General features: G+C 55.8%; 19 protein-coding genes and 1 tRNA gene. 5 read left to right on the forward strand and 15 right to left on the reverse strand.

Features of this window, described 5'->3' with window-relative positions; genetic code table 11:
* Positions 1 to 12: 12 nt before the first annotated feature.
* Positions 13 to 906 carry an aminotransferase class IV gene (locus SH248x_RS13075; protein ID WP_459554725.1) on the reverse strand — a complete coding sequence of 298 codons (894 nt, stop codon included), beginning with the start codon at positions 904 to 906 and terminating at the stop codon, positions 13 to 15.
* Positions 907 to 1,379: 473 nt separating this feature from the next.
* Between SH248x_RS13075 and SH248x_RS13080 the strand changes: the two genes are divergently transcribed.
* Complete coding sequence (locus SH248x_RS13080; protein WP_459554726.1) at positions 1,380 to 2,120, forward strand: DUF3891 family protein; 741 nt, start codon at positions 1,380 to 1,382, stop codon at positions 2,118 to 2,120.
* A 285-nt stretch (positions 2,121 to 2,405) separates the two neighbouring features.
* On the opposite strand, the gene SH248x_RS13085 is transcribed toward SH248x_RS13080, so the two are convergent.
* A complete protein-coding gene (locus SH248x_RS13085) occupies positions 2,406 to 3,443 on the reverse strand; it encodes a DUF1559 family PulG-like putative transporter (RefSeq protein WP_459554727.1) in 1,038 nt (345 codons plus the stop codon).
* Between the two features lie 516 nt (positions 3,444 to 3,959).
* Between SH248x_RS13085 and SH248x_RS13090 the strand changes: the two genes are divergently transcribed.
* Positions 3,960 to 4,655 carry a hypothetical protein gene (locus tag SH248x_RS13090; protein ID WP_459554728.1) on the forward strand — a complete coding sequence of 232 codons (696 nt, stop codon included), beginning with the start codon at positions 3,960 to 3,962 and terminating at the stop codon, positions 4,653 to 4,655.
* A 137-nt stretch (positions 4,656 to 4,792) separates the two neighbouring features.
* On the opposite strand, the gene SH248x_RS13095 is transcribed toward SH248x_RS13090, so the two are convergent.
* The gene (locus SH248x_RS13095) at positions 4,793 to 6,220 is read right to left on the reverse strand and encodes a sigma 54-interacting transcriptional regulator (protein WP_459554729.1); all 1,428 of its coding nucleotides are present in this window, start codon (positions 6,218 to 6,220) and stop codon (positions 4,793 to 4,795) included.
* 653 nt (positions 6,221 to 6,873) lie between these two features.
* On the opposite strand from SH248x_RS13095, the gene SH248x_RS13100 reads away from it, so the two are divergent.
* Positions 6,874 to 8,526 (forward strand): protein kinase domain-containing protein, encoded by a 1,653-nt coding sequence (locus tag SH248x_RS13100; RefSeq protein ID WP_459554730.1) that lies wholly within the window; start codon positions 6,874 to 6,876, stop codon positions 8,524 to 8,526.
* 569 nt (positions 8,527 to 9,095) lie between these two features.
* On the opposite strand, the gene SH248x_RS13105 is transcribed toward SH248x_RS13100, so the two are convergent.
* A complete protein-coding gene (locus SH248x_RS13105; RefSeq protein WP_459554731.1) occupies positions 9,096 to 13,619 on the reverse strand; it encodes a CheR family methyltransferase in 4,524 nt (1,507 codons plus the stop codon).
* Positions 13,620 to 14,327: 708 nt separating this feature from the next.
* Positions 14,328 to 14,732, reverse strand: a complete 405-nt coding sequence (locus SH248x_RS13110; RefSeq protein WP_459554732.1) for a PaaI family thioesterase — start codon at positions 14,730 to 14,732, stop codon at positions 14,328 to 14,330.
* Between the two features lie 383 nt (positions 14,733 to 15,115).
* Between SH248x_RS13110 and SH248x_RS13115 the strand changes: the two genes are divergently transcribed.
* Both SH248x_RS13115 and SH248x_RS13120 read left to right on the forward strand, forming a co-directional pair.
* A complete protein-coding gene (locus SH248x_RS13115) occupies positions 15,116 to 15,739 on the forward strand; it encodes a tetratricopeptide repeat protein (protein WP_459554733.1) in 624 nt (207 codons plus the stop codon).
* 149 nt (positions 15,740 to 15,888) lie between these two features.
* Positions 15,889 to 15,961, forward strand: a tRNA-Ala gene (locus tag SH248x_RS13120).
* A 43-nt stretch (positions 15,962 to 16,004) separates the two neighbouring features.
* Here the strand turns inward: SH248x_RS13120 and SH248x_RS13125 are convergent.
* From SH248x_RS13125 to SH248x_RS13170, 10 genes are all read right to left on the reverse strand, one after another.
* A complete protein-coding gene (locus SH248x_RS13125; protein ID WP_459554734.1) occupies positions 16,005 to 16,421 on the reverse strand; it encodes a type II toxin-antitoxin system VapC family toxin in 417 nt (138 codons plus the stop codon).
* Positions 16,418 to 16,657: a type II toxin-antitoxin system Phd/YefM family antitoxin gene (locus tag SH248x_RS13130; protein ID WP_459554735.1), complete on the reverse strand. Its 240-nt coding sequence runs from the start codon at positions 16,655 to 16,657 to the stop codon at positions 16,418 to 16,420. The genes SH248x_RS13125 and SH248x_RS13130 overlap by 4 nt, the downstream gene beginning before the upstream one ends.
* A gap of 96 nt (positions 16,658 to 16,753) precedes the next feature.
* Positions 16,754 to 17,491 (reverse strand): family 16 glycoside hydrolase, encoded by a 738-nt coding sequence (locus SH248x_RS13135; protein WP_459554736.1) that lies wholly within the window; start codon positions 17,489 to 17,491, stop codon positions 16,754 to 16,756.
* Positions 17,492 to 17,985: 494 nt separating this feature from the next.
* Positions 17,986 to 19,104: a TlpA family protein disulfide reductase gene (locus SH248x_RS13140; protein WP_459554737.1), complete on the reverse strand. Its 1,119-nt coding sequence runs from the start codon at positions 19,102 to 19,104 to the stop codon at positions 17,986 to 17,988.
* Between the two features lie 28 nt (positions 19,105 to 19,132).
* Positions 19,133 to 19,588: a hypothetical protein gene (locus tag SH248x_RS13145; protein ID WP_459554738.1), complete on the reverse strand. Its 456-nt coding sequence runs from the start codon at positions 19,586 to 19,588 to the stop codon at positions 19,133 to 19,135.
* Complete coding sequence (locus SH248x_RS13150) at positions 19,588 to 20,523, reverse strand: DUF1559 family PulG-like putative transporter (RefSeq protein ID WP_459554739.1); 936 nt, start codon at positions 20,521 to 20,523, stop codon at positions 19,588 to 19,590. The genes SH248x_RS13145 and SH248x_RS13150 overlap by 1 nt, the downstream gene beginning before the upstream one ends.
* A 550-nt stretch (positions 20,524 to 21,073) precedes the next feature.
* On the reverse strand, positions 21,074 to 22,069 hold the full coding sequence (locus tag SH248x_RS13155) for a helix-turn-helix domain-containing protein (RefSeq protein WP_459554740.1): 996 nt from the start codon (positions 22,067 to 22,069) through the stop codon (positions 21,074 to 21,076).
* Between the two features lie 144 nt (positions 22,070 to 22,213).
* On the reverse strand, positions 22,214 to 22,765 hold the full coding sequence (locus SH248x_RS13160) for a GlcG/HbpS family heme-binding protein (protein WP_459554741.1): 552 nt from the start codon (positions 22,763 to 22,765) through the stop codon (positions 22,214 to 22,216).
* A 236-nt stretch (positions 22,766 to 23,001) separates the two neighbouring features.
* Positions 23,002 to 24,261, reverse strand: a complete 1,260-nt coding sequence (locus SH248x_RS13165; RefSeq protein ID WP_459554742.1) for a polysaccharide pyruvyl transferase family protein — start codon at positions 24,259 to 24,261, stop codon at positions 23,002 to 23,004.
* A gap of 108 nt (positions 24,262 to 24,369) precedes the next feature.
* Positions 24,370 to 24,801, reverse strand: a complete 432-nt coding sequence (locus SH248x_RS13170) for an OsmC family protein (protein ID WP_459554743.1) — start codon at positions 24,799 to 24,801, stop codon at positions 24,370 to 24,372.
* Between the last annotated feature and the right edge of the window lie 144 nt (positions 24,802 to 24,945).

Below are 24,945 nucleotides of genomic sequence, written 5' to 3' on the forward strand. Positions count from 1 at the left end.
TTGATGACATGTCTACTGTTTTGGGTTTTGGAGGGTGTTCCATTTTTCTAAGAGGTTTGAGGTGATGGGGCCGGGGAGGTTTAGGCCGATGGGGCGGTGATTGACGGTGGTGACGGGGAGTAAGCCGTAGGGGGTGGAGGTGACGAAGGCTTCGTCGGCGGCTTCGAGGTCGAGGACGGAGAAGGGTTTTTCTTCGGTGTGGATGCCCTGTTCCTGGCAGAGTTCGAGGGTGATGTCGCGTGAGATGCCGCCGAGGACCATTTCTTTAGGTGGTGTGACGACGATGCCCTGGTGGACCATGAAGATGTTGCCGGTGGAGGTTTCTGTGACGCGTCCCTGGAGGTCGGTGAGGAGGGCGCGGCTGCCGGGGTTGGTGGCGTGGGCCTGTTGATCGGCGATGTACCAGTGCAAGCGGCTGCGGTATTTGATGGTGGGGTCGAGGCAGTCGGTGGGGAGTTGTTTTGTGGTGGGGACGGTGAGGTGGATGCCTTGGGTGCGGGCTTTGGTCCATTGTTCATCGCGCATGAGAAACGTATGGATTGCGACGGTGCGCTTGACTTCGACGGGGCCGAGGTAGCTGAGGTTGGGGCCGCCGGTGACGAAGACGACGGTGCCGAGCTCGGAGCCATGGGGGTAGAATGCGAGGTTGTTGGCGGTGACTTCCTGGAGGGCTGATGTCAGCGCGGGGAGGTCGACGTCGTTTGACCAGCCGAGGATTTCGAGGCCGTGTGATAAGCGAGCGAGGTGGCGTTCGACGGCGAAGAGTTTCTGGCGGAAGGTTCGCAGCATTTCTGTGATGGCGATGCCCTGCATGCCGAGATCGGAGAACGGGAGTGCGCCGGCTCGTTCGGGGCGGTATGTGCCGTTGATCCAGACGATTGGTTCATCGATCTCGATGTCTCTCATGTTGTGTTCGATTCCATGTTTCTACAATGGTGTTTGGGGAGAGATACAATTACGCCGGATGGGGGGATGCGAGATGTTTTCTCATGGGAGCGCAATTGGTGCGGTTCGGAGACTCACCGGCACCCTACGTCGGAAAGTGTGTCTTAGTCATTTAACACCGGGGGGTCTTGTGACACAATGAACTGGGCGGAGTGGATGGATTGGGGACGGTGTTGGAGGTAAAAATGGAGGTATCGTGCGCGATCGCACGGCTGGCACAGCCGTGGCACACGGGGGAGTTCGGTCGATTTGTTGATGGACGGGTGGCAACGCGGGACAGCGGCTCGGGCGGAGCCTCGCCCTCCCGGGGGGAGGTGGGGGAGTCGGAGGTGAAAATTGATGTTCTGTGCGCGATCGCACGGCTGACACAGCCGTGGCACACGGGGGAGTTCGGTCGATTTGTTTGTGGAACGAAATTTATTTGAGGGGTGAATATGATTGTCAGTCATGTTGAGGATGGGTGGGAGATTGTTCATCAGCCGGCGCATGGGCTTCTGGCGGGGCAGCTTGCTAATCGGCTGGCGGGGAATTATCAGGGGCCGTTCTGGTTTGAAACCATTACGGCGATTGTCACTCATGATGATCGGAAGCGGCCGTTTGAAAAAGCAGGGACGTACTATGTGACTGACCTGGGCGCGCCGAAGGATTTTACGCTGGTGTCGATGACGGCGAATGAGCGATTTCTGGAGGTCCGTGATCGTCTCGAGGAGGCGTACAGCAAGCATCAATGGATTGGGCTGCTGGAATCGATGCATGCGGATTTTCTGTATCGAGATGCGAAGACGAATAAGCGTCTGGCTGAGCTTCTGGAAAACGAAGAGGAGGTGCGTCGATCGATTCTGAAGAAGCTGAAGATCAAGCAGTCGGTTCTGGAACAGTCTTATGAAGTCATGAGCTGGTGCGATCGTGCGTCGCTGATTTTGTGCCAGAATCGAATTCCGGCGATGCACCGGCGTCTTGAGATCACGACGTTTTCAGATGGGCGTCGGTTTGAACTGTGGTCGCCGAAGAAGAGGTGTGTTTCGATTGAGCCCTGGCCGTTTGGTGAGGAGGAGTTTGAGGTCGGCGTGGAAGTTCGGAAGCTGAATCAGCTTCAGTTCAAGGATGATGCGGAGTTGAAGGTGCACTTGGATCAGACGCAGCCGGAGGTACGCAGGTGGGTGTTCAGGAAGTGATCATGTTTTGCCAATCACCACTTAGATCAGCGCGTCTTCTTCCCAGCGTGCTATGCGTGGGGCTTTGAGCAAGTACGTTTTGGACATTTCAACGTCAAACGAAGCAGCATGCTCACCCAAAGCTGTGTGAGCATGGCACGAGTTTTGTGATCTCGCCGGGTTGAATTGCGATTATTACTCGTGGTTGTGGAAGCAGGTGTGGGGTGAGCGCAAGAAAACAGGTGCCAGGATTCTGATGAATGCTGGCACCTGTTTGAGATTTTCGATCAATCGTTTACTGAGTTCTTAGAACTCACCAACGACTTCGCCGCCAGCGCGGGTTCCGAGGGCACCCCAGACGCCGTATGGGCTGTTACCAGACAGGTTGTTGGCAGCTGTGGCTGGGTTGCCGCTGCTGATATTTTCGCTAATGAATCGGACTCCACCGTCGGCCAGAACAACTTGAGCACCGCCGGTGTGCTTGCTGCCTGCTGAGTAGAAACCGTCTTGAGCTTCGTGAGAAGTCGCCGTACCGATACATGATGGGGAGTTTGGTGGAAGAATCGTGTTGAATCCACCGACAGCGATGCCGCCGTCAGCCCATCGTGCACCAGCCATTGTTGTGACAGCGGTTGGGGCAGTGGTGTATTGCTTGGTGGCCTTGCTGTAGGTTGCCAGGCAGTCGTTCGGAATCGTCATGACGGTACCGGGGAATGCTGTTCCGCCGATGTCATTGTTGGCCATTGGGAATGAGCGTTCTGCCATCATGATGGTGTTACTGGTCCCATCGATGATGTCCCGCATACCGATCTTGCTGTTGGTTCCGAAGATACCGCGAACATTGGTGACACCGCCAACGTTTACGCTATCGCCAGCGTTGAACGCGTAGCTCGAACGGCCCATGGCGTCTGTGCGGACGTGGTTCGGCTGAGACGGACAGAGCAGAGAAGGAATTTTCGCAGTCCATGGAGTGTAAGCTTCCAGCCATGGCCCAGGACCGTTAGCAAAGTAAGCGGTGCCGCCAATTGTTTGTGGGGACATAATTTGATCGTACAGAGCGGCTTGCTCGATGTAAGGGAGCAGGCCGACATTGCCTGACAGACGACCCCAGTTGGAGGTTGATGAACTGTTGTTGGTGCCGCCCATGCGGAATGGGAAGGTGTTGTAGACGTCGTGATAGTTATGCAGCGCGATGCCGAGCTGTTTGAGGTTGTTTTTGCAAGTTGATCGGCGGGCTGCTTCGCGGGCCTGTTGGACTGCTGGCAGCAGAATTGCGACGAGAGTCGCGATAATTGCAATCACGACCAGAAGTTCGATGAGAGTAAAGCCATTTTTTCGACGCACGGACGGGCTCCTAAACGAAGACATGAGAGTCTAAAACGCAGTAAAAAATTGATTTTATGAGGTGGATTACGGGAAGACAGCAGACAACCCACATATCAAAATATATTGGCCTATCAGGACCTTTTTCTACTGCTCTTGAGATAAATTCCGCAATAATTCGGAAAGAACTAGCAGTAACACTGCCTACCCAAAACAGACGAATCGCCGTAATACCTTTCTATTATATGCCTTAGAACAAATACGAACGCGATTTTTTCACCGACTCGTATAGTACTAACCACATGATCCAAAAGTAATCACTCGTTCACTGCGGTGTCTTTCTTTTCGCTCAAGGAACCAAACCTTCTCTGTGAATTTTTTCAGTTTTGGTCCCGCGGTCGATGTCAGCAAAACTGCCGGCTTCTGGACAGTTTGGTTTCCCCGTTGTCTTTTACGCGATCTCTTTTTCAGACGCGCGATTTTGCTGGTCTGATCTACAAGTTCTCTGTGCGAGAAGAGAAAATGTGAGACGAGACAATGAGTAAAAACGCTGGTGGGGATGGAGATATGAAGGCGGGGTATCGGGCGATGTTTGGGGGGCGGGCGGGGGAGCTTGCTGTGATGAGTGAGTTTCTCGAGGTGGGATGGCAGGTGGCGCAGCCGATGATTGATTTCGGGGATGATTTTTATCTTCTGGATGATGAAGGGCAGTCGATCTGGCGGGTGCAGGTGAAGCGGTCAAGTTTGAAGCGGTTGATCACGCGGGATGCCTGGATCGGGCAGTTTCGTTTGAGCAGAGAGCAGTTGGAGCAGGAGAAGGCGGTTGAGTTGTTGTATGTGTTTGCGGGTCGGCGGGTGGACACGGCGTTGCCGGTGCTTGTGCCGCCGGCGTTTCCGTTGACGGAGTCCTGTCCTCGGTGGGAGTACTTTCTCATGCCGCGGCATGAGCTATTGTGTTATGTGAATGCGGGGTTGGGGCGTCGGCGGGATAATGGGCGGATTGATTTGTCGTTGACGTTTGAGACGGGGGTGGTGAGGTCGGGGGAGATGAGTTGGGCGCGGCGGGTGGGGTTGGGGTGGGGTGGGGGTTGGGGCTTGGGGCTTGGGGCTTGGGGCTTGGGGCTTGGGGCTTGGGGCTTGGGGCTTGGGGCTTGGGGCTTGGGCGGAGGGGGAATGGCGGTTGGTCTTGCCCTCATTGGGCCATGTGTTTTAGTGGGCTTGTTGGCGCGATGACCTCATCCGTCAGCGAAGCGCTGCCACCTTCTCCTGGGAGGAGAAGGGAGTTGGGGATGGGGCTTGGGCGTACTCTTAGTACGCTGGGTTGATTGGGAGCACAGGGGACAGGGGGTTTACACCCCCCGCTCGCCTATTCAGATTTGGTAGGTGGAGTTGGATTTACTTAGGCGGTTGTGGCAGTAGAGGCCTTCTAGGATGAGTTCTGCTAGGGAGGCCTGGAGGTCGGGGGTGGCTTCTTGGGGGAAGTGGGGGTCGATTTTCAGGGCGTTGTGGGCTTCGGTGAGTTGGGTGTTGAAGTTGCGGATTTGTTCGGCTTTTTTGAGGAAGTCTGTGGCTGGGGTTTTGTCGTCGGCGATGAGATTGCCGCCGTTTTCGAAGAAGTCGACGACGTTTTTGTAGGTTTTGGGGGTGAGGTAGAGGTCGAAGATGTTTTTGACGGCTTCGCCGGTGATGCGGGAGAGGAGTTTGTCTTCGTCGCCGGATTCTTCGGAGAGGGAGAGTTCGACTTTGCCACGGGAGGAGGCGTTCATGGCGGTCAGGTCGGAGATGCGGACGACGGCGTGCGACTGGCCGAGTTTGAGGGCTCTGCGTTCGGCGTTGGAGACGACGTTTTCCAGGTTGGCGACGGACATGCGGACGGAGACGCCGGAGGCCTGGTTGACGTGGGGGCTGACTCGGGCGAGTCGGGAGGTTTCTTCGACGATTTCTTTGACGAAGTGGGGGATGTGGACTTTGACTGAGGAGTCACGCTGGATCCAGGCGTTTTCGTCGGTGATCTGGACGCCGAGTTCGCGGGTGAGGGGGTAGTGTGTGCGGACGACGGAGCCGATGCGGTCTTTAAGGGGGGTGACGATGCGGCCGCGGTTGGTGTAGTCTTCGGGGTTGGCGGAGAAGACTAAGCAGAGGTCGAGGGGGAGTCGGACGGTGAAGCCACGGATCTGGATGTCGCGTTCTTCGAGGACGTTGAAGAGCCCGACCTGGATTTTGGGGGAGAGGTCGGGGAGTTCGTTCATGCAGAAGATGCCGCGGTGGGAGCGGGGGATGAGGCCGAAGTGCATGACGTCTTCGTTGGAGAGGTGACGGCCTTCGGCGTGTTTGATGAGGTCGACTTCGCCGACGAGGTCGGCGATGGTGACGTCGGGGGTGGCGAGTTTTTCGTTGTAGCGGTCGTCGCGTTTGACCCATTCGATGGGGGTTTTGTCGCCGTGGACGGCGAGTTGGTCTTTGGCGAATTTGGAGAGGGGGTGGAAGGGATCGTCGTTGATGTCGGAGCCGGCGACGATGGGGAGGTATTCGTCGAGGAGGCTAGTGAGCATGCGGAGGATGCGGGTCTTGCCCTGCCCTCTCAAGCCGAGGAGGAGCATGTCGTGCTGGGAGAGGATGGCGTTTTCGATCTGGGGGAGGACGGTGTCGTCGTAGCCCATGATCCCGGGGAAGAGGGGTTCACCGGTGGCGAGTTTGCGGAGGAGGTTATCGCGCATTTCGATTTTGACGGAGCGGGTTTTGTAGCCGGATGATTTGAGTTCGCCGAAGGTGGTCGCGGTCGGAATCGGAGCGGGCATGTGTCGTTGAGTCCTTTTTTCGCAGAGACGGAGGGGCATCTGCGGTGTTTAACTGGTCGCGCGAGGATTTTTGTCATTATAGGGGTGTGCGGGGGTGAGGCAAAATTTATGATTGTGGATGTGGATACTGTGGGGAAAAACGAACCACGGAGGAACACGGATCGGAGGGAGAGGGAGACGGATTTGAACCGCAGATGGACGTGGGTGGACGCAGATGGAGAGGATGAGACATTTTTCATGTGTCTGGACTGTTGTTTATTCTGTTCACCATTCTGGCCTGTGGGGTAGAATCTTGATGCCTTTTGCGTGGAACGTGAGTACAAAGGGATGAAGGATGAGTTGGGTGGTTTTCTGCCTGATGCGGGTCCAGGTGTTGGGAGTCTCTCAGTGCCTATGCCCCACCCTCATCCGTCGGCGAAGCGCCGCCACCTTCTCCCCTCAAGGGAGAAGGGACTTAACGCCGCTCCTCTCAAGGGAGAAGAGAGTTCGGAATGGCGTTTTGGTTTGCCCTCGTGTGATTGATTATTTTATAGATAGATTTTTGGCGCGTTGCCCTCATCCGCCCTTCGGGCACCTTCTCCCGGGGGGAGAAGGGATGTTGGTGATGCGTTCGGTAATATAGAAACCAAAGTTGAGAGTGTTGGATGAGTGAGATGGGGAAGAAGCCTGGGGCGGATGAGCATGATGAGACTCAGATTGTGCCGTCGTCTTCGGATGATGTGAGGATTGGGAATGCGGGTGTGGGGTCGACGGGGGGGAGGTCGGCGCCGACGTCGGGAGGTGAGTCGTCGAAGAAGAAGGATGTCGATTATACCGGGGAGATGGTGGGTGAGTTTCGTCTGTTGAGGAAGCTGGGCAAGGGGGGCATGGGGAATGTCTACCTGGCGGAGCAGACGTCGCTGGGGCGGTATGTGGCGCTCAAGCTGGTGCGTGAAGATCAGCTGGATGATCCGACGACGCTGGAGCGGTTCAAGACGGAAGCGATGGCGGCGGCGAGTCTGAACCATCCGAACATTGTGCAGGTGTATCAGATCGGTAAGGTCGACCATACGAATTATATTGTCCAGGAGTATGTACAAGGGACGAACCTGCGGGAGTGGCTGTCGAAGAAGGGGCCACCGAATCTGGAAGTGGCGATGCACATCATTCGGCAGATTGCGATCGCGCTGCAGAAAGCGGGGGAAGCGGGGATTGTTCACCGGGACATCAAGCCTGAGAACATCATGGTGACGCCGAAGGGTCTGGTGAAGGTGGCGGACTTCGGGCTGGCGCGGGTTTCGAATGCGTCTGACGTCAACTTGACGCAGGTTGGTGTGACGATGGGGACGCCGACGTATATGAGTCCTGAGCAGGTCAACGGGCTGAAGGCGGATCACCGGAGCGATCTGTATTCGTTCGGTGTGACGTGTTATCACCTGCTGGCGGGGCATCCGCCGTTTCGTGGGGAGACGGCACTGTCGATTGCGATCAAGCATGTCAAAGATGAGCCCCCTGCCCTGCAGTTGAAGCGGAAGGATTTGCCGAAGTCTTTGTGTGATGCGGTGCATACGTTGATGGCGAAGGATCCTGCGAAGCGTTATCAGACGGCGGCGGATCTATTGAAGGATCTGAAGAAGGTTTTTCAGAACAAGCAGGCGGGGCGTGCGGAGGATCTGACGGTGTCGGACTTCGAGGTGGCGCCGAAGAAGCCGGCGGTGAATCTGCTGAGTGCACCGCGGAAGTCGTTGAGGTCGTTCTCGACGTTTTTGATTGTGGCGTTGGCCTTGTTTGCTGGGAGTGCGGCGATCGGGTGGTTGACCCGGTATGAGAATCCGTTCGAGAAGCCTGCGCAGGCGGGGGCGATGTCGCGTGAGGTTCCGATTGAGCCATCGGTGGAGGCCCAGGTTCGACTGGCGCGATTACGTGGGGATATGGAAGGCTGGCAGGCGGTGATTGATCACTTCCCAACGTCTGGTCCTCATCTGATTGAAGCCAAGGAGCAGATTGCGCTGCTGCATCTGGGGCAGAAGCATTACGACGAAGCTGAGACGATCTTCGAGGAGTTCACGGCAGATCGGCTTGATTCCGTGAAGGCGAAGGGGTATGCGGGGCTGTCGATTGTGGCGGCGTTACGTGGCGATTATCAGAAGAGCATTGATTACATTCAGTTCAACTTCCGACGGTTGGGTGTTGATCTGGATGGGCCGTTGCGCGGGTTGATGTATCGGACGGTGGGGGTGTTGCGGGATCGGTCTGGTAAGCAGGTGGAGGAAAGTTTGTCGACGTTGTTTGAGGCGTTGCCGCCGGGGGAAGAGGGGCGGAATTAGGTATTAGGGCTTAGGTATTAGGGCTTGGCCGGAGTTTTGCCTGGGGTTTTATTGATTGAATGGGTGCGAACGAGTGCCTATGCGTCACCCTCATCCGCCCTTCGGGCACCTTCTCCCCTCAAGGGAGAAGGGACGAGATGAGAGCGTGATGCAATTCGCAGAGATCCCTCATCCGTCGGCGAAGCGCCGCCACCTTCTCCCCGGGGGAGAAGGGACATCAGAATGGGCGTGGGATGATGCCCTCGGGAGTGCCGTTAATTTTAGCGAGGTTGTTGGCGCGATGACCTCATCCGCCCTTCGGGCACCTTCTCCCGGGGGGGGAGAAGGGAGGTATGGGGGCTTGTTGTGGGAGTTGTTTACGCTGGTGGTGGTTGAGGGAATGAGGGCGTGTGAGTGCCTATGCCCCACCCTCATCCGCCCTTCGGGCACCTTCTCCCCTCAAGGGAGAAGGGACATCAGAATGGGCGTGGGGTGGTGCCCTCAATGGTCCATTTGTTTGTAGAGAGGTTGCTGGCGCGATGCCCTCATCCGTCAGCGAAGCGCTGCCACCTTCTCCCGGAGCTATGGGGTTAGCGGCGGGATTGGGAGAAGAGGAGGTGGAGTTTTTCCAGGAGTCTGGGTCTGGAGACGGGTTTGGTGAGGTATTCGTCGCAGCCGGCTGCTAAGCAGATTTCTTTGTCGCCGGCCATGGCGTTGGCGGTGAGGGCGATGACGGGGGTGGTGATTTTTCGGTCTCTTAGGCGGCCGACGACCTGGTAGCCGTCCATTTTGGGCATTTGCATGTCGAGGAGGATGATGTCGTGTGGTTGGCCGGCTTCGATGGCTTTGAGGGCGGTGTTGAGGGCGGCTTCGCCGTCGTCGGCGGTGTCGATGGTGATGTTGGTGTCGCGCAGGAAGCTGGTGAGGAGGAACTGGATGCTCTTGGTGTCTTCGGCGATGAGGATTTTGCGGGTGGAGAAGTTGTAGTCGGGGGCCTGGGTGTTTTCGGGTTGTTCGTCGTCGCCGGAGGTCTGGAGTGTGACGAAGCGGGTCTGGTCGAGGAGTTCGGTGGGGAGTCTGAGAGTGAAGGTGCTGCCTTTGCGGGGTGTGGACTGGACTTCGAGGGTGCCGTCGAGGGCGTCGGCGAGGCGTTTGGTGATGGCGAGTCCCAAGCCGGTTCCCTGGAAACGCTGTTCGTCGGAGCCGAACTGGGAGAAGGGCTTGAACAGGTGGGGAATCTGTCCGGACTCGATGCCGGAGCCTGAGTCTGAGATGGAGAAGACGAGGTCGGCGTGGTGGTCGTAACGACGGGATTCGATCTTGAGGCGGACGAAGCCGTTGTCGGTGAACTTGATGCCGTTGCCGAGGAGGTTGATGAGGATCTGACGCAGGCGTGTCGGATCGGTCATGATGATGCTGGGGATTTCGCCGGAGGATTTGAACTCGAAGTCGATCTTCTTTTCTTCGGCGCGATACTTCATCAGTTGGAAGAGATCCTGGAGGAGTCTTGGAAGATCGCAGGGGCGTTTTTCGAGGGTGAGTTTTCCTGCTTCGACGCGGGAGAGGTCGAGGATGTCGTTGATGAGGTTGACGAGGTGGTTGCCGCTGTAGCGCATCATTTCGAGGATCTTGAGGGTCTCGGGATCTTCGATCTTGCGTGTGAGGACTTCGGAGAGGCCGATGATGGTGGTGATCGGCGTGCGGATCTCGTGGCTCATGTGGGCGAGGAAGGCGGACTTGGCGCGGTTGGCGGTATCGGCGTCGCGTTTGGCCTGTTTGAGTTCTTCGTCGATGTGGACTTGTTCGGTGACGTCGGTCTGGATGCCGACGAAGTGGGTGACGACACCTGCGTCATCTTTGACGGGGGAGAGTTTGAGGTTATTCCAGAATGGGGCGCCGTCTTTGCGGTAGTTGAGGATGAGGACTTCGCAGCCTTCTTTATTCTTTAGTGTCTGACGAATCTTATTGACGGCTGTGAGTTCGGTGTCTTGTCCCTGGAGGAAACGGCAGTTGAGGCCGACGACCATGTCGTGGGTGTAGCCTGTGATGCGTTCGAAGCCTTTGTTGACGTAGGTGATGGGGAAGTCGGGGAGACGGGCATCGGCGATAACGACGCCGTTGGTGGCGGCGTTGATGGCGCGTTCCTGGAGGCGGAGTTTGATTTCGGCTTCCTGTTGTTCGGTGACGTCTCGGTCGATGGCGGAGATGCCGACGGGTTCGCCCTCGTCGTTGACGATGGGAGCTTTTTTAATCCAGAGCCTTCGAAGCTGGCCGTCTTTGCGGATGCGGGTGGTGACGTAATCGTCGATTGACTGGCCGCGGGCGATTTTGCGGCAGATCTCGTCGAACTCGGCGAGAAGATCCTGGGGAACGGTCATGCGCATATTCTGGCCGACGATCTCTTCTGCGGTGTAGCCGTAGAGATGCTCGGCGCCTTTGTTCCATGTTCTGATCGTGCCATCGAAGTCGAGGGAGAAGATGGCGTCGTGTGAGAATTCGACGATCTTATTCAGACGTCGACTGACGGCTTCGGACTCTTTGAGTTGCTGGATATCGATGAGCGTGATCACAACTCCATCGACGCCTGTTTTGACGCGGTAAGGGAGGATGCGGAGCAGGAAGGGGGCGTTTTCGAAGTTGGCGACTTCGCGCTCGATTCGATCACCGGTCGAGAGGACCTGCTCGAGGTCTTCGACCAGGTTGACATGCTTGAGGGAGTGGGTGAAGTGGTTGATTCTGCGGCCGACATCGGATGGAATGAGGTTGAAGTGCTGGGCGATGTCTCGGGTGAATTTGCGGATTTTGAGCTGGCGGTCGAGGAACATGACTCCGAATTCGGTGGAGCGGAGGAGGTTCTCGAGGTCATCTGTCATGACGGTCAGGTCATGGATGCGTTTCTGGTGTTCGACGTTGACGGAGTAGAGTTCCTCGTTGACGGAGTGGAGCTCTTCGTTGGTGCTTTGAAGTTCTTCGTTGGAGGCGACGAGTTCTTCGTTGGCGGCCTGGAGTTCTTCGTTGGAGGTTTCGAGTTCTTCGACGGTCGCCTGGAGGTTTTCCCGGGAGTGTTCGAGCTGTTCTTCGAGCTGCGAGATCCGGCTGTTGGCGGCGTCTGTGTTGGACAGTTCGAGTTGGGAAGTCGACTCGGTATCGACGGTGCGGTTGGCGCGTTCGAATTTGATCAAGAGCGCGGCCTGGGTCAGAAGATGGGTTTTGACGGGCTCGATGATGATGTTGAATTTTTCCTGTGTCGTGCCTCGTACAAATTCGATATCGGTGTAACTGACGGATTTTTGTTCTTTTTGTGCGTGGTGAAGCGCACTGGTGAGCATGCCTCGGAAGTCCGGTGCGATGATGTCGAGGACCTTGTTTGATGGTCTTCCTGCGGTGAATTTCAGGAATTCCTCAGCGCCGCCGAAGGTGTGGAGGACTTCAAAATCGTGGTTGACGAGGATGCCGGGGGGCATGATGCGCAGGAGGATTTTGTCGTAGACGGAGAGGAGCTGGCTATCGGAAATGGGAGCCTTGGTGGCGCCGGGGAGGACGACGCCGGTATTGGAGCGAAGCTGTGAGCGTGGTGCGTTCATGGTGAAATCACTCAGGAGGCGTGTATCGATGGGGATGCGGATGTTGCGGATCTTTTTGTAGATCTTCCCCATCTCCGTCAGTAGTTCGAACTCGTCCTGGAGGGCGCCGAGTGTTTCGCTGTTGCCGAGCATGAGAGTGCCACCCGCTTTGAGTGCGAAGTGGAACAGGGAGAGGACTTTTTTCTGCAGTGCGGGCTGGAAGTAAATGAGGAGGTTGCGGCAGGTGACCATGTCGACGCGGGTGAAGGGGGAATCGGCGATCAGGTTGTGTCGCGCGAAGACGATCATCTGGCGCAGCTCTTGCGAGACGCTCCATCCCTGGCTGGTCTTCTCGAAGTAGCGGTCTCTGAGTTCGGGATCGAGGGAGTTGACCTGCGCTTCCTGGTAGACGCCTAAGCTGGCGAAATCGAGGGAGTTCTGGTGGAGGTCGGTGGCGAAAATCTTGACGGTCGCGGAGCTTTCTTGACGCGCGAGTTCGCGGTGGAAGAGCATGGCGAGGGAGTATGGTTCTTCGCCGGTCGCGCAGCCTGCACACCAGATGCGGATCTGTTCTTTGCCTGCTTTGCGAATCATTTCGGGGATGATTTCCGTTTCGAGATATTCGAACGGTTCTCGATCGCGGAAGAACTGGGTCACTCCGATGAGGAGATCGCGGTAGAGGATGTCCATTTCTTTGATGTTGTCGCAGGTGGCGTCGGCATATTCATCGATGTTGACGGCGTTGGTCAGGAGCATGCGGCGCTGGATGCGACGGCTGACGGTGTTGCTGCGGTAATGGGTGAAGTCGATGCCGTAGTCGCGCTGGAGGCATTGGAAGAGACGCTCGATGCCTTTTGCTTCTGAGTCGGGACTAGAGGCATTGATCGGGAGGTCGTTGATGAGCTGGTCTTTGGTGATGGCTTCGCGGGAGTAACGAACGAGCATGGCTGGCATCTGCTCAGGAGGCAGGATGAGGTCGACGGCTCCGGTCTGCTGTGCGCTGACCGGCATGCCGTTGAAGCGGGCGGACTCTTCGGATTGAGAGAGGACGAGTCCGCCTTGATTGCGGATATCGACGACGCCACGAGAGCCGTCGCTGCCTGTGCCGGAGAGGACGATGCCGATGGCGTGTCCCCTGCACTCTTCGGCCAGAGAGCTGAAGAAGTGATCGATGGGGAGGGCGAGGCCGCGGTGCGGGTCTTTGTCGGTCAACATGAGACGGCGCGCGGCGATCGTCATCTCTTTTCTGGGGGGGATCAGATAGATATTGTTCGGCTCGACGAGCATCCCGTCGGTGACGCGGTGGATGGGGAGCTCGATCTGTCTTGCCAGGAGCTGGTCCATCTGGCTTTCGAAGTCGGGCGAGAGGTGCTGGATGACGACGTAAGCCATGCCTGCATCAATGGGGAGCTCGTGGAAGAAGTGTTCTAATGCTTCCAGGCCGCCTGCGGACGCGCCGATGCCGACGACGTAAAAGTCGTATGGTTTGCCACTGTACATGGTGCGGTCGGTGGCTTTTTCTTTGGATTTCTCATGGTGTTTTGGCGACATGGATCCTTCTTTCTGTCCTGCGTCGACCTGCTTAGATCAGGCGACCCGGAGACGTCATTTTGACTGAGGATGGATATCGCTACAAAGTGTGTACGCGGGGATGATAGCAAATTGGGGGCCATCATGAGTTGACGTTTTGGTCGGGCGAATGGCCACGAGACCAAAAAGAGCATAAGCTCTGATAAAATTAACCTTTATAGCAACGATCCGCTGACAAATATCGCCTGTTGTCGACAAACAGGTCTTTGATTTGAGCTCCGAGAGGAGTGCTCACTTGAATACAATGGTCGCTGATCGATCAGTTTATTTTAGGCACGTTAAGAGCGTTGGCCAGAGGCTGTTGTTGCGGGGGGGAGAGTTGGGGGAAACGAGAATGGGGGGTTGCTGGCGGAATGCTCTTATCCGCTGATGTCGATTGGGGAATGGGGGCGTGTGAGTGCCTAGGTCCCACGCTCATGCGGACTGCGGGCACCTTCTTCATTGACGGGAGAAAGGACGGGATGGGGGCTTACTTCAATTCGCAGAAGTCCCTCATCCGTCGGCGAAGCGCCGCCACCTTCTCCCCGGGGGAGAAGGGCAGGCACTCGGAATGGGGTGGGAGGGTGCCTTCGGGTGGCCTTTGAATTTATAGCTAGGTTGTTGGCGCGATGACCTCATCCGTCAGCGAAGCGCTGCCACCTTCTCCTGGGAGGAGAAGGGAGGGATTGTTCAGGCGGAGGTGTACATGTAGGTGGCGGTGCTGAGGGCGACGAGTTCGCCGGTGTTGGTTTTGAGTTGGGCTTCGGTGATGACGGTTTGTCGGCCGCCGTGTTTGACGTGGGCGGTGCAGATGATGGTTTCGCCGAGGCGGCAGGGGCGGATGAAGTGGACGTTCATCTGGGAGGTGACGATGACTTTGCCTTCTTCGGCGCAGGTCATAGCGGCGAGGCCCATGGTGGTATCGAGGAGTGAGCAGGAGACGCCGCCGTGGAGGAGGCCGAGGGTGCGGAGGTGTTTTTCTTCGATGGTGAGTTTGAAACTCCCCTGCCCTTTGGAATGGGAGACGTACTCGACTCCGAGGATTTCGAGGAAGGGGACTTTTATGGCGAGGAGTTGTTCTGGGGTGAAGATCATAGGTAGTTGTGAGTCATGAGTCGTGAGGTGAGAAGGGGAAACTCGCGGGTGAGTGATTGGAATATGGTATGGGGAAGTGAGGGGGGCGTCTATTGCGCGTGGGTGTGTGGGTTGTTTTGAGTGGGGGGAAAGCGGGAGGGAGACATGAACATGGACGCCCGATGCGACGATGAACGTGATTCTGGCGGCTGCGCCGTCGGGGTTGGGACAACCCCGACTCCCCTAACGAATCCAGGTTGGGATACCGCCGACTCCCTGGGAATTGATTGCAGGAATTACAGGGGCGAGTGGGGGTGCGGGGAGGACGCCTTTACGGAGTTGAGAGGAATCGGTGTGATATGCGCGGAGGGGGGCGACTCCGCGTTTTCATTGAGGATACTTCTGTGAAGGTAACATTGTTGAACTTCGCCTGTCGGATGGCGCTGGTCATTCTGGTGGCCGGTGTGTCGGTGATTGTGCCATCGTGTCGGTCGATTAAAGACAAGCCGACGGATGCTCTGCTGTCGATGCCAGCGACCACGAGTAATTTGTGGGCCTCGATTGTCCAGGCGAGCCTGGCTTATGGGCGTCAACGTGCTGACAAGCCGACTTCGTCGCAGGAGATGCTGAAGTACCTGATCGATTTCAAGAAGGACAACGACAAGTTTCATGCGATCCTGAAAGGCTGCGTGAAATCGCTGGATGCTTCGTTGCCTTATGAACAATCGGTCATGCAATTGGCGGTTGTTCTCGGAGAGCCGAGCGTTTCGTCTCGCGATGAATACACGCAGAGCCGGATTGGGCTTTTGAGGGCCATCTGCCTGGCGGAAACGGGACAAATTGATCGCGCGATTGATTCTGCGATGGAAGCAGAGGCGGTTGATCCCGGGAAAGACTGGCGGATTGCGTTGCAGCTTTCGTGGCTGTATACCGTTTCAGGCCAGCAGGACACGTCGAGTGCATACCTGCAGAAGGCAACGTCTTACGGGTGCCCGGTTGTGCCACAATCGCCCTACCGTGGCCGATGAAACGGCAAAGAAACGGGGTCGAACCCGTGAACCTTTGGGCTCGAAAGATGGTCAAATCGATGAATGTCGGTTAGTTGACAGTGGTGAAAAGGAGTGCTAATCTTTTCTTTTGGCTTGGCCGATAAAGGTTGGGTCAACTTTGACAATTCGGGGGATTAGCTCAGCTGGGAGAGCGCTTGCATGGCATGCAAGAGGTCATCGGTTCGATCCCGTTATCCTCCACTTTGAAAAAAGCCACGAACCTGTACCAGGTTTGTGGCTTTTTTTATTTCACGATTGGAACTCCGAGGGAGGTTGCGCCGCGGATGAGATCTTTGTCGAGTGTGGCTAAAGGAATTGCCAGCCTGTTGGCAAGCTCTAAATAAGCGGCGTCGTAAGAGGTCAATTGATTTTCTCTTGCCATTGCCAGCGTCTTGTCAAATGCTTCTTCTTTGGATGGCACATCGACGTAGATTTCAAGCACCATCAGGTTTGAGACGAACTCATTGGCGTCCTGCTCTGTTATCCGCTTTTTCTTTTGCGCCGTCAGAAGCACATTTGCGACCTCATAAGACCAAATCGATGGTACGACGGCTGCTTGCATCAACATCATTTGCTGAACGCGATCCGTCAACTCTGTTTGCTCATCGTGGAAAAGCCATGCCATGACCATGGAGCAATCGAGAACCAGACTTGGACTCATCGACGGCCTTCGTCTCGTAATGTTTGCAAAGAAGAATCACCCAAGGCATTGCGTTGGGAAAGATTGCGTATGTTTTCGACCGCCGATTTTCGCCGCTCGAGGCTGGCAGGAGGATTGACGGGAAGCAAACGCGCGATGGGAGTCCCATCGCGCGTAATTGTGACTTCAATGCCATTTGTGGCTGCATCTAATAAGCGAAACAGTTCAGGCTGGGCATCGATATCGCGAATAATCATGAAGTCCCTCATTGGGAATCGTACACATGAAAGAGCGACGAAACAATGAATGGTCGTTGAATCGCGTCTCTTGATGGCGTTGTCGACTTCCGGACTTTACTGCTTATCCCAGGTTCGGAGTTCGACGTCGTCGATGTCGGCGGAGCCGGGGACGTCGAATAGGAAGGTGACTTTGGTTTCGTGGGCGATGCCTTCGGATTTGAGTTGGCCGAGTTTGTTGCCGTTGAGGTAGACGGTCATGACGTCGTCTTTGAAGATGACGGCGACGGTCTGCCATTCTTCCAGGGGGATCTGGCAGTCGAATTTGGCTTGCTTGCCGTCCATGTGGGCGGCGATTTGTTCTTTGCTGAGTTCGCCGGCTTTTTTCTGGGTGTAGAAGGGGAAGGCGAAGGCGCCGGTTTTGCCGTCCTGGAGGGTGATTGATTTAGGTCGAACGAGGATTTCGGTGATGTGGCCGGCGTGGGACTGTTTGTAGGCGGAGTCGAGGATCTGGAAGTTGACGCCCTTCTGGTCATGGAGGCGGACCTTGGCCTGGAAGGAGCCGTTCTTGATTTTGAAGTCGTGACGGACGGTCGAGGCGTGGTCGGCTTTGGGTGAGGTTGTCATGTTGAGATAGCCGTCGCGGAGGTCGGCTTGCTTATCCCCTTGAGCGCGGGCCTTGCTGTTGGTGCTCCAGCCGTTGCCAACTTCGTCCATGAGTTCGTCTGATTCGACGCGATCGAAACTTTCCCGAAATGTGATTTCGCCGAGGGCGGCGTCGCCTTGTGCGAACACGTACGAGCAGCTCAGGGCAACCAGACAGACAGAGGCTTGCAGCAATCGAGCGAGGAACATGAGCGTGGCCTTTTCGGAAATCGTGAAGGAGCGCGAGTCCAGCGGTCTGGCCTCAGATGACGCGTTCTTCAGCATATCAGCGAGAAGAGCGATGCAACAGTGGTTGGTGATTAAAGAGTTGTTTGCGCATGAAAAGAGCCCGCGATTGGGATGCGGGCTCTTTGGGAAACAAGTGAAGACAGGTTTGGTTAGCAATCTGTTGGAAATCGACAAATCTGGAAGAGGCCGATCCAATACCGGAAAATCAGGTTCACCACAGAGGCACGGAGGTCACAGAGTTAAGAAGGAAGATATCTCGACTTCCTGTCTTAATCTGCGTTCTCCGTGGCTGTGTGGTTAGTTTTATCTGATTGTCTTTTGTTGCGAAGAATGGCCAAAGTGCCATGCTTGCGGCTTTGAGCAAGCATGTTTTGGGCGTGCGAATGTCAAACGAAGCAGCATGCTCACCCAAAGCTGTGAGCATGGCACGGGTTTTTATTGCAATCGCTGTCGGGTTAGCTTTGTTTGGTGAAGATGTCTGCGAGCAGGCGTTCGAGTTCTTCTCCTCGGGCGGTGATGGAGATGACTTTGCCGTCGGCGCCGATGAGAATCATGCAGGGGACGGCGTTGATGCCGTAGTGTTTGGCGACGGGGTTGATCCAGCCGCGTTTTTTGCTGTCGGTTGGTTCGTTGAGGGTTGTCCAGGGGAGGTCTTCGTGTGCGAGGACTTTCTTGAGAGTTTCAACTTCGGTATCGAGGTTGACGCCGACGACTTCGAAGCCATCGGGTTTGTATTGCTCATAAAGCTTTTTGACGCGAGGAAACTCGGCGCGGCAGGGTTTGCAATACATGTCCCAGAAGTCGACGAGGACGACTTTGCCGTGGAGTTGCTTGATGTCGAAGTGTTCGCCATCCATTGTGGTGCCAGTTAGTTCCATTTCACTGCCGGGGAGACGGATGCGTCGAGCGGTGCCGCGGAAGTCGGTGGCGGCTCGTTGGAAGCTGTCACCTTTGAGTTGTTCGAAGTGATTGGCGAGTTCGTCGTGAGCGTCTGCAACAGCTGCATTGGCTGCTGAGCCCTGAAGAATCCGGGACAGGGTCCATGCCAGGCCGAGTGTTTCCGTGCCGGGCTCACGTTGAATGATGTAGTTGCAGTATTTGCGGGCCAGTTCCGCCTGTTCCTCCTTGGGGAGAGTTTTCATTCTGCTGATCTCGCGAGTCAGTTCCTTCTCCTGGGCCATCTTGACGAGGGATTCATCACCAGATGCATAGAGAGTCTTGAACAACTCGTCGAGACGCGGGTCCATTTCTGTAACGCCTCGATGGGCGAGAGCGGTCATGGTATCGAGCTGATAAGAATAGATGGCACTGCGATCCTCGGCGGACAGATTATCGGTCATGAGAGCATCCACTTTCGCCAGGGCGATGGTGAAGTTCTCTTTGATCATGGCTTCCTGATCTTCGGCCTTGGCTTTGAAGATTGGCTGGACGGCTTCGTTTTTGATCTGATCGATCTGCTGAGGGATGGATGGTTTGGTTTCGGTCGCCGGCTTTACGGTGTCATTTTCCGCTGCGTAAGTGCATGTGACAGCGGCTGCCAGCATCAAGGAAGAGAGTATTTTCGAAAACGACATAGAAGGCCTTATTGATTTTGAGAAACTATTATTTTGTGATTTGAACGTCTTTGAGATCCACCGGCGGAAGTTCATTTTTACCAGGTTTAATGGTGACAACCGCGAACGGGTTCTCGGGCTTACCATACTTGCCGTTGAGACGGTCTCTCTGTTCGAGAGTGCCATGTGTCGGCCAGACTAAGAGGATTTTGTACTCCCCTTCCGGGGCGCCATCGCCATTTTCGTAGGTCGTCAGCTTGAACTGCCCTGACGACGTGACAGAAGCCCATGGGCGTGACTGACGTCGATCGACGAAACCGGTCGTCGGTTCCAGCATCACGACAGCCCCTTCAGCAGGCTGGCCGTTGACCATGAAGGTGCCTGAGGCTGGATATGTGACTGCCTGCCAGCTTTCTCGCTGATTGCATCCTGTCGAAGACAGACTAGCGACGACGAGGACCGTCACCATCCAAACCCGACTAAACGTCAGCATTTCGTGCTTCATTAGAACTCTCCAATCACTTGGCCGTCGTTATGGTTTGACAGGTTGATGATCGTGGTCACGTCGATATTTTCCGAGATGAATCGGACCGACCCATCACCCAGCAGAACATTCATTCCGCCTTCGTGGAACGAAAACGGTGATGTGTAAAGATTGGTGCCATTCATGACATTTCCAGTTCCAATGCCAGACGGGACGGCATCAGGGTTCGGAGTTCCTGATGGCCAGTACCATGTGCGTGGGACGAAATGGTAGTAGTTACTCAGAGAAGTCCAGCCATAGCCGAGTGTGTTCATCCGAGATGTCGTGAGCGTGTCACCCCAGCCGACGGTCGTCATGAGGCTCTGTGACATGGATGTCTTGTTGACGTACCATTGTGAGCGTCCTGCACTTTCGAACATGAAAACGGTGTTGCTCAGTCCGTCCATGATTTCTCGAAACGGACGGTACGCTGCGAATGTCGAATTCGCGATGAGTGTTGAGGTGCTCGTCGGCGTATAGTACGTGACATAGCTGCGAACGTAGGCGTAGTCGGAGGTTTGATAGCCGTTCAACGCCAGAGGTGTACCGCCATTGGGGGTACTGGGGCAGATGTAGGTCGAAGGCATCATTTGCTTGATGCCTTCGTTGGGTGCAAGCCAGGGGGCGACGCTGTGGTTGTACAAGTCGTAGACGTTCCCAGCCTCGAGATAAGGCAGGATTGCGACGTTCGGACTGCAGTAACGACCGTTGATAAAATTACTCGCGATGGGCAGTGCATTGTTAACGTCGTGATAGTTATGCAGTGCCAAGCCGATTTGCTTGAGGTTGTTTTTGCAGGTGTTTCGCCGGGCTGCTTCTCTGGCTTGTTGAACGGCTGGCAGGAGGATGGCGACAAGCGTCGCAATAATTGCGATTACAACGAGGAGCTCGATGAGCGTGAAACCAGATTTTTTCATGGACACATCCTGGTTATGGGGAAGAAGTGAAGGAATGAAGAACATTGTGAGGGGAAATTCGCAAAGGATGTACCCCCTGCACTGGATTCGGGGTTGAAAAGGCGGGAGTTACTTAGACGTAACCCTTTTCGCAGAAAGGGAATGCGAATCGTCCTGCCGCCATCCAATTCTTTTTTAGAGGGATAGGCCTGCTGATTTGATAAGAAAAAAAATGCGCGGCTGAAAATCGATATCGCGTTTGTTGCCAGTTTCTTGTGCAGAGATTGCAGAGACGCCGGGCGGAAATGGCGTTCGGTTAGGAGCCTGTGTGAAGAATGGAAAAAGACTGGTAATCCTTCACCACAAAGTCTCGAAGGACACGAAGGTTCACAAAGAGGAGTCAAGAGTTCGAATGAAGATCAATCTACCTGAGGCTTTTATACTGCTGTGCAAATCGGTCAGAGGGTCTCGGATTCCATGTCCGGAATTCTTTGTGAGCCTTTGTGATCTTTGAGCCTTGGTGGTGAATCCGGTTCGTATTGAAGGCTCAGCTTGGATTATCAAACAGCTTCTAAGAATAGGTGCGGTACATCTGGGGGGTTGTCCCGACCTGGCGTCGGAATTCGAGTCCGAAGTGTGACTGGTTATAGAAGCCACATTGCGTTGCGATCTGGTCGAGAGTCAGATCTTTGCTGGCGTTTTTGAGCAGGTCTTTGGCGTGGTCGATGCGGATTTTCAGCAGGTAGCGCTTGGGGGTTTCGCCGAAGGTCTGGCGGAAGAGTCGAGTGAAGTGCGATGGGTTGACACCTGCGATCTGGGCGAGATCATCGCGAGACAAGTCGGAGGTCAGGTTCGCGTGCATGTATTCCAGGGCACGTTGAATGGCTAATGAGGGGAGTTTTTCTCGTGGCTTCTCTTCGCGGAACTGATGTCCTGAGACGACCAGGAGGCGACGAATAAGATCGTCGACGAGGTCGCTGGAGGTCATCCTCTGGCCTGCGACAGGACGGCCGGGGAACTGCTGGAGCAGGCGTTTCATGAGGACTTCGATGGTTTCATCGCGGAAATGTTTTGTGTGCAGGACATCGGTAGAGCGGGGCTTGCCGTCGAGAAGTTCTCTGGCCCGCGCCTCGAAGACTTCGGGCGGGATATAGAAGGTGATCGAGTGGAAAGGACCTTTGCCTTTGATCGAAGAGGGAGAGTTGGCGGTCGTGAAAATGAGGCTTCCCGGTTGATTGGGACGAGAGTAACGTCCTAATCCCATGTCGAGTTCAAGAGGATTGTTTGCTCCACTATCGATCAGCAAGGAGAGTAAATGTTCGTCTGTCTGTCCGCCGTCATCGATGGCTTCGGAGAGCAGGACTTCGGCGATCTCGAACTGCTTATGTTCATCTGCGAAATGGTTGACCGCGAGCATGCGTTCCCGCAGCCAGTTCGGGGTGGCTTTGTACATTTCCCAACTGTCGATGCTCATGGAGAGCGTACGACGTTTGGCGAGCATCTGGTCGAGCGGTTTCATGCGGTCCAGGATCGAGAAGACTGCATCGGGTGATGACAGAGCGAGCATGTCATCGTGGTAGTGATTTGCCCAATTATCACCATTGGTGGTGAGGTTTCCAGACTTCGTTCGTGAAATTCCCTACGTCTGCGCATGAAAGTGCCCTCGTCCGAGCGTGGCGGTTGAGGGCGAGGAAGCGTTGAGGTGGGGAAATTACTTGAGTTTGTTCACAAACGCTTCGATGCCTGCTTTAGCGATTGCGGCATCGTCTTCGCCGGCTGGGGAACCGCCGACTCCGACGGCTCCGATCACTTGCCCGTCGACGACAATCGGCAGGCCGCCATAGAGAGTTGTGAAATGGCCGCCGGTCTCTCTGGCTGCGTTCTGGAGGCTGAGGTTGAGCAGGATATCTGGTTCTCCGTCGGGTCCTTTGACGGGTCCGGTGGCTGTTCGTGTTGTTGCGGCTGAGATGGCTTTGGATAATGCGGTGTAAGCGCTCGCGGGACGCGCTTCGTTCATACGTGCGAACGAAATGGGGTGACCGCCGTCGTCAACGATTGCGATGTTCACCTTCTTACCCATGGAGGTTGCTTTGAGTTTGGATCCGTTCAGGATCAGTTCGGCTCCTTCGAGAGTCAGTTGAGCGCGATGGCGCTGGACCAACGGGGCTGGTTCGGGGGGTTCTTGAGCGAGGATCGTTGATACGGAAAGTCCGCTGGTGAGAACGAAGAATACTCCGATGCGCGAGAGGGTTGTGAAGGTCATGCGAGTCTCCTGGGAAGATGAGCGGGATCGACGCGAGGATTGTATGCGGCGTTTCGTAAAGGCTAGCAGAAAGGCTTGCTCGCAATGAGAGCTCGGCAGCATGAAGAGAGTGCCTGGGCTTGAATGGCTATGGGAGCGAGTTAGTGCCTAGGCTCCACCCTCATCCGTCGGCGAAGTGCCGCCACCTTCTCCCCTCAAGGGAGAAGGGACAGGATACAAGGGAGGAGGGGCGGAGTTCAGTTGTTGATGGCGAGGATGGTTTCTTTTTGGCGTTGTTCGACGAAGGCGCGAGCTTTCTCGGCTCGGTCTTTGGCGGTTTGGGGGTCGTTGACTAGGCTCAGGACGGTGTCGTTGAGTTTGGCGGTTTCTTCGGGTTTGTCGAAGTCGAAGAGCCAGTCTGCCAGGCCGATGTCTTTCCACATGAAGCCTTTGGTGGTCTGTTCTTCGAAGCGGCCGACGATAGCGGGGATGCCGTTGCCGATGCACATGATGGGGCTGTGCATTTCGAGTCCGAACAAGCCGGAGGACATGGTGTAGGTGCTGAGGGCTTCGTCGGTGAGCCAGTAGTTTTCGCGCCAGACGACGCGTGGCAGGACGTCTTTGGGGAGTTTGTTGATGATGTCTTCTTTGCCGATCTGCATCTGGGTCATGTCTTCGGGGCAGACGAGGACTTTGTGATCGGAGTTTTTCGCGACGGCGATGATGGCTTCTCGCAGGATGGCGTGGTCATGTTCGCGCATTTCCTGATTGCGGGCGTTCTTGGCTTCGTCGAGAGGGCGGCCTTTTTTGATGAGCCAATAGGGTGTGTAGCGGTAGCGTGGAATGCAGCACAGGAATTTGCCGGGGGTGAGGTTGTTTTGTTTGAGGAACGCCTCAGCGGCGGCATCGTTTCGTAGATCAGTGCCGAAGGCGCCGTCGGGGCCGAAGCCCATGGTCGGGTTGCTGACGCCGTGGTCTTTGGCGAACTGGAGGGAGATGCCGTCGCGGAAGAAGGCGAATTTGGCTTTGTTGAGCAGGGCGATCTGCTTGGGGTCGTCGGCACTGTAGGTGATGCCGTAGATGCCGAAGGGCTTTTGAATGAAGCGATCAAAGCGGGCGACGTCTGTGTAGGCGACGAACGATGCTCCAGACCCGTGGAGCAGGAAGTCGCACCAGTCGAGGGCAGCCTGGAGGTCCTTGGTCGAGACTTTGCCTTCTTCGGAGATGCTGCCTTTGACGACTTTCAATTTCGGAAAGCGACTGGTCAACAGCTGGCTGACTTCGGGTGTCAGGTCAGCGGACGACCAGAGAATCACCTCGGCTTGTGGGAGATGTTTTTCGATGATGGCGAGGGCGCCGGGGGTATGGGCGATGTCGCCGATGTTGACGATCTGCCAGCTACCGCGGAGGAGGATTTTGAGAGGCTTGGTTGTGTCTTGTGCGAGCCCTGTGCGGTGGAGAGCAGCAAGGAGAGAGGTGGCGAGGGTTGTGGCGAGGAAGTCGCGTCGTTGCAGCATGGTGGCGTCCCTTTCGGTGAGCGTTTATCCATTTCCCTACAAATCAAAATCCGTAGATGGGACGCCACTGTAGCGTGGCTGCAAGTCGAGCGTCAACCGCCGAGTTTTTTAGCTGGCGAGTTTGGCGTTCAATGAAATCTCGGTTTTGAGTAGTTTCGAAATGGGGCAGCCGGCTTTGGCTTTGCCTGCCAGTTCCTGGAAGGTGGCGTCGTCGATGTTGGGGATTTTGGCTTCGAGGGTGAGTGCGCTCGAAGTGACTGAGAATCCGCCATCGACTTGTTCGAGGACGACGACGGCGGATGTCTTCATTTCATCGGCTGTGAAGCCTGCTTCTCCCAGGATCATGGAGAGGGCCATCGTGAAGCAGCTGGAGTGAGCGGCTGCGACCAGTTCTTCGGGGTTGGTTCCTTTGACGCCTTCGAAGCGGCTGGAGAAGCCATAGGGGTAGGCGCTCAGGGCGTTGCTTTCGGTGGTGATGCTGCCACGGCCATCTTTGAGGCCGCCATTCCAGACGACGGATGCAGAGCGTTTGATTTTCATTGGGGAGTACTCCGAGGGGGGATGAGAGTCAGGATTATTGAAACGCGGTTCCATCTGATCAGGAACGAAAGGGAAAGTGAAGCAACAATTTGGAATTGTGAAACGGGGTCGAGACGGGAGGATTCGCAGACTCGAATGAGATAT

The organism is Lacunimicrobium album (genome assembly GCF_052161635.1).
Taxonomy (GTDB): Bacteria; Planctomycetota; Planctomycetia; order Planctomycetales; family Planctomycetaceae; genus SXPC01.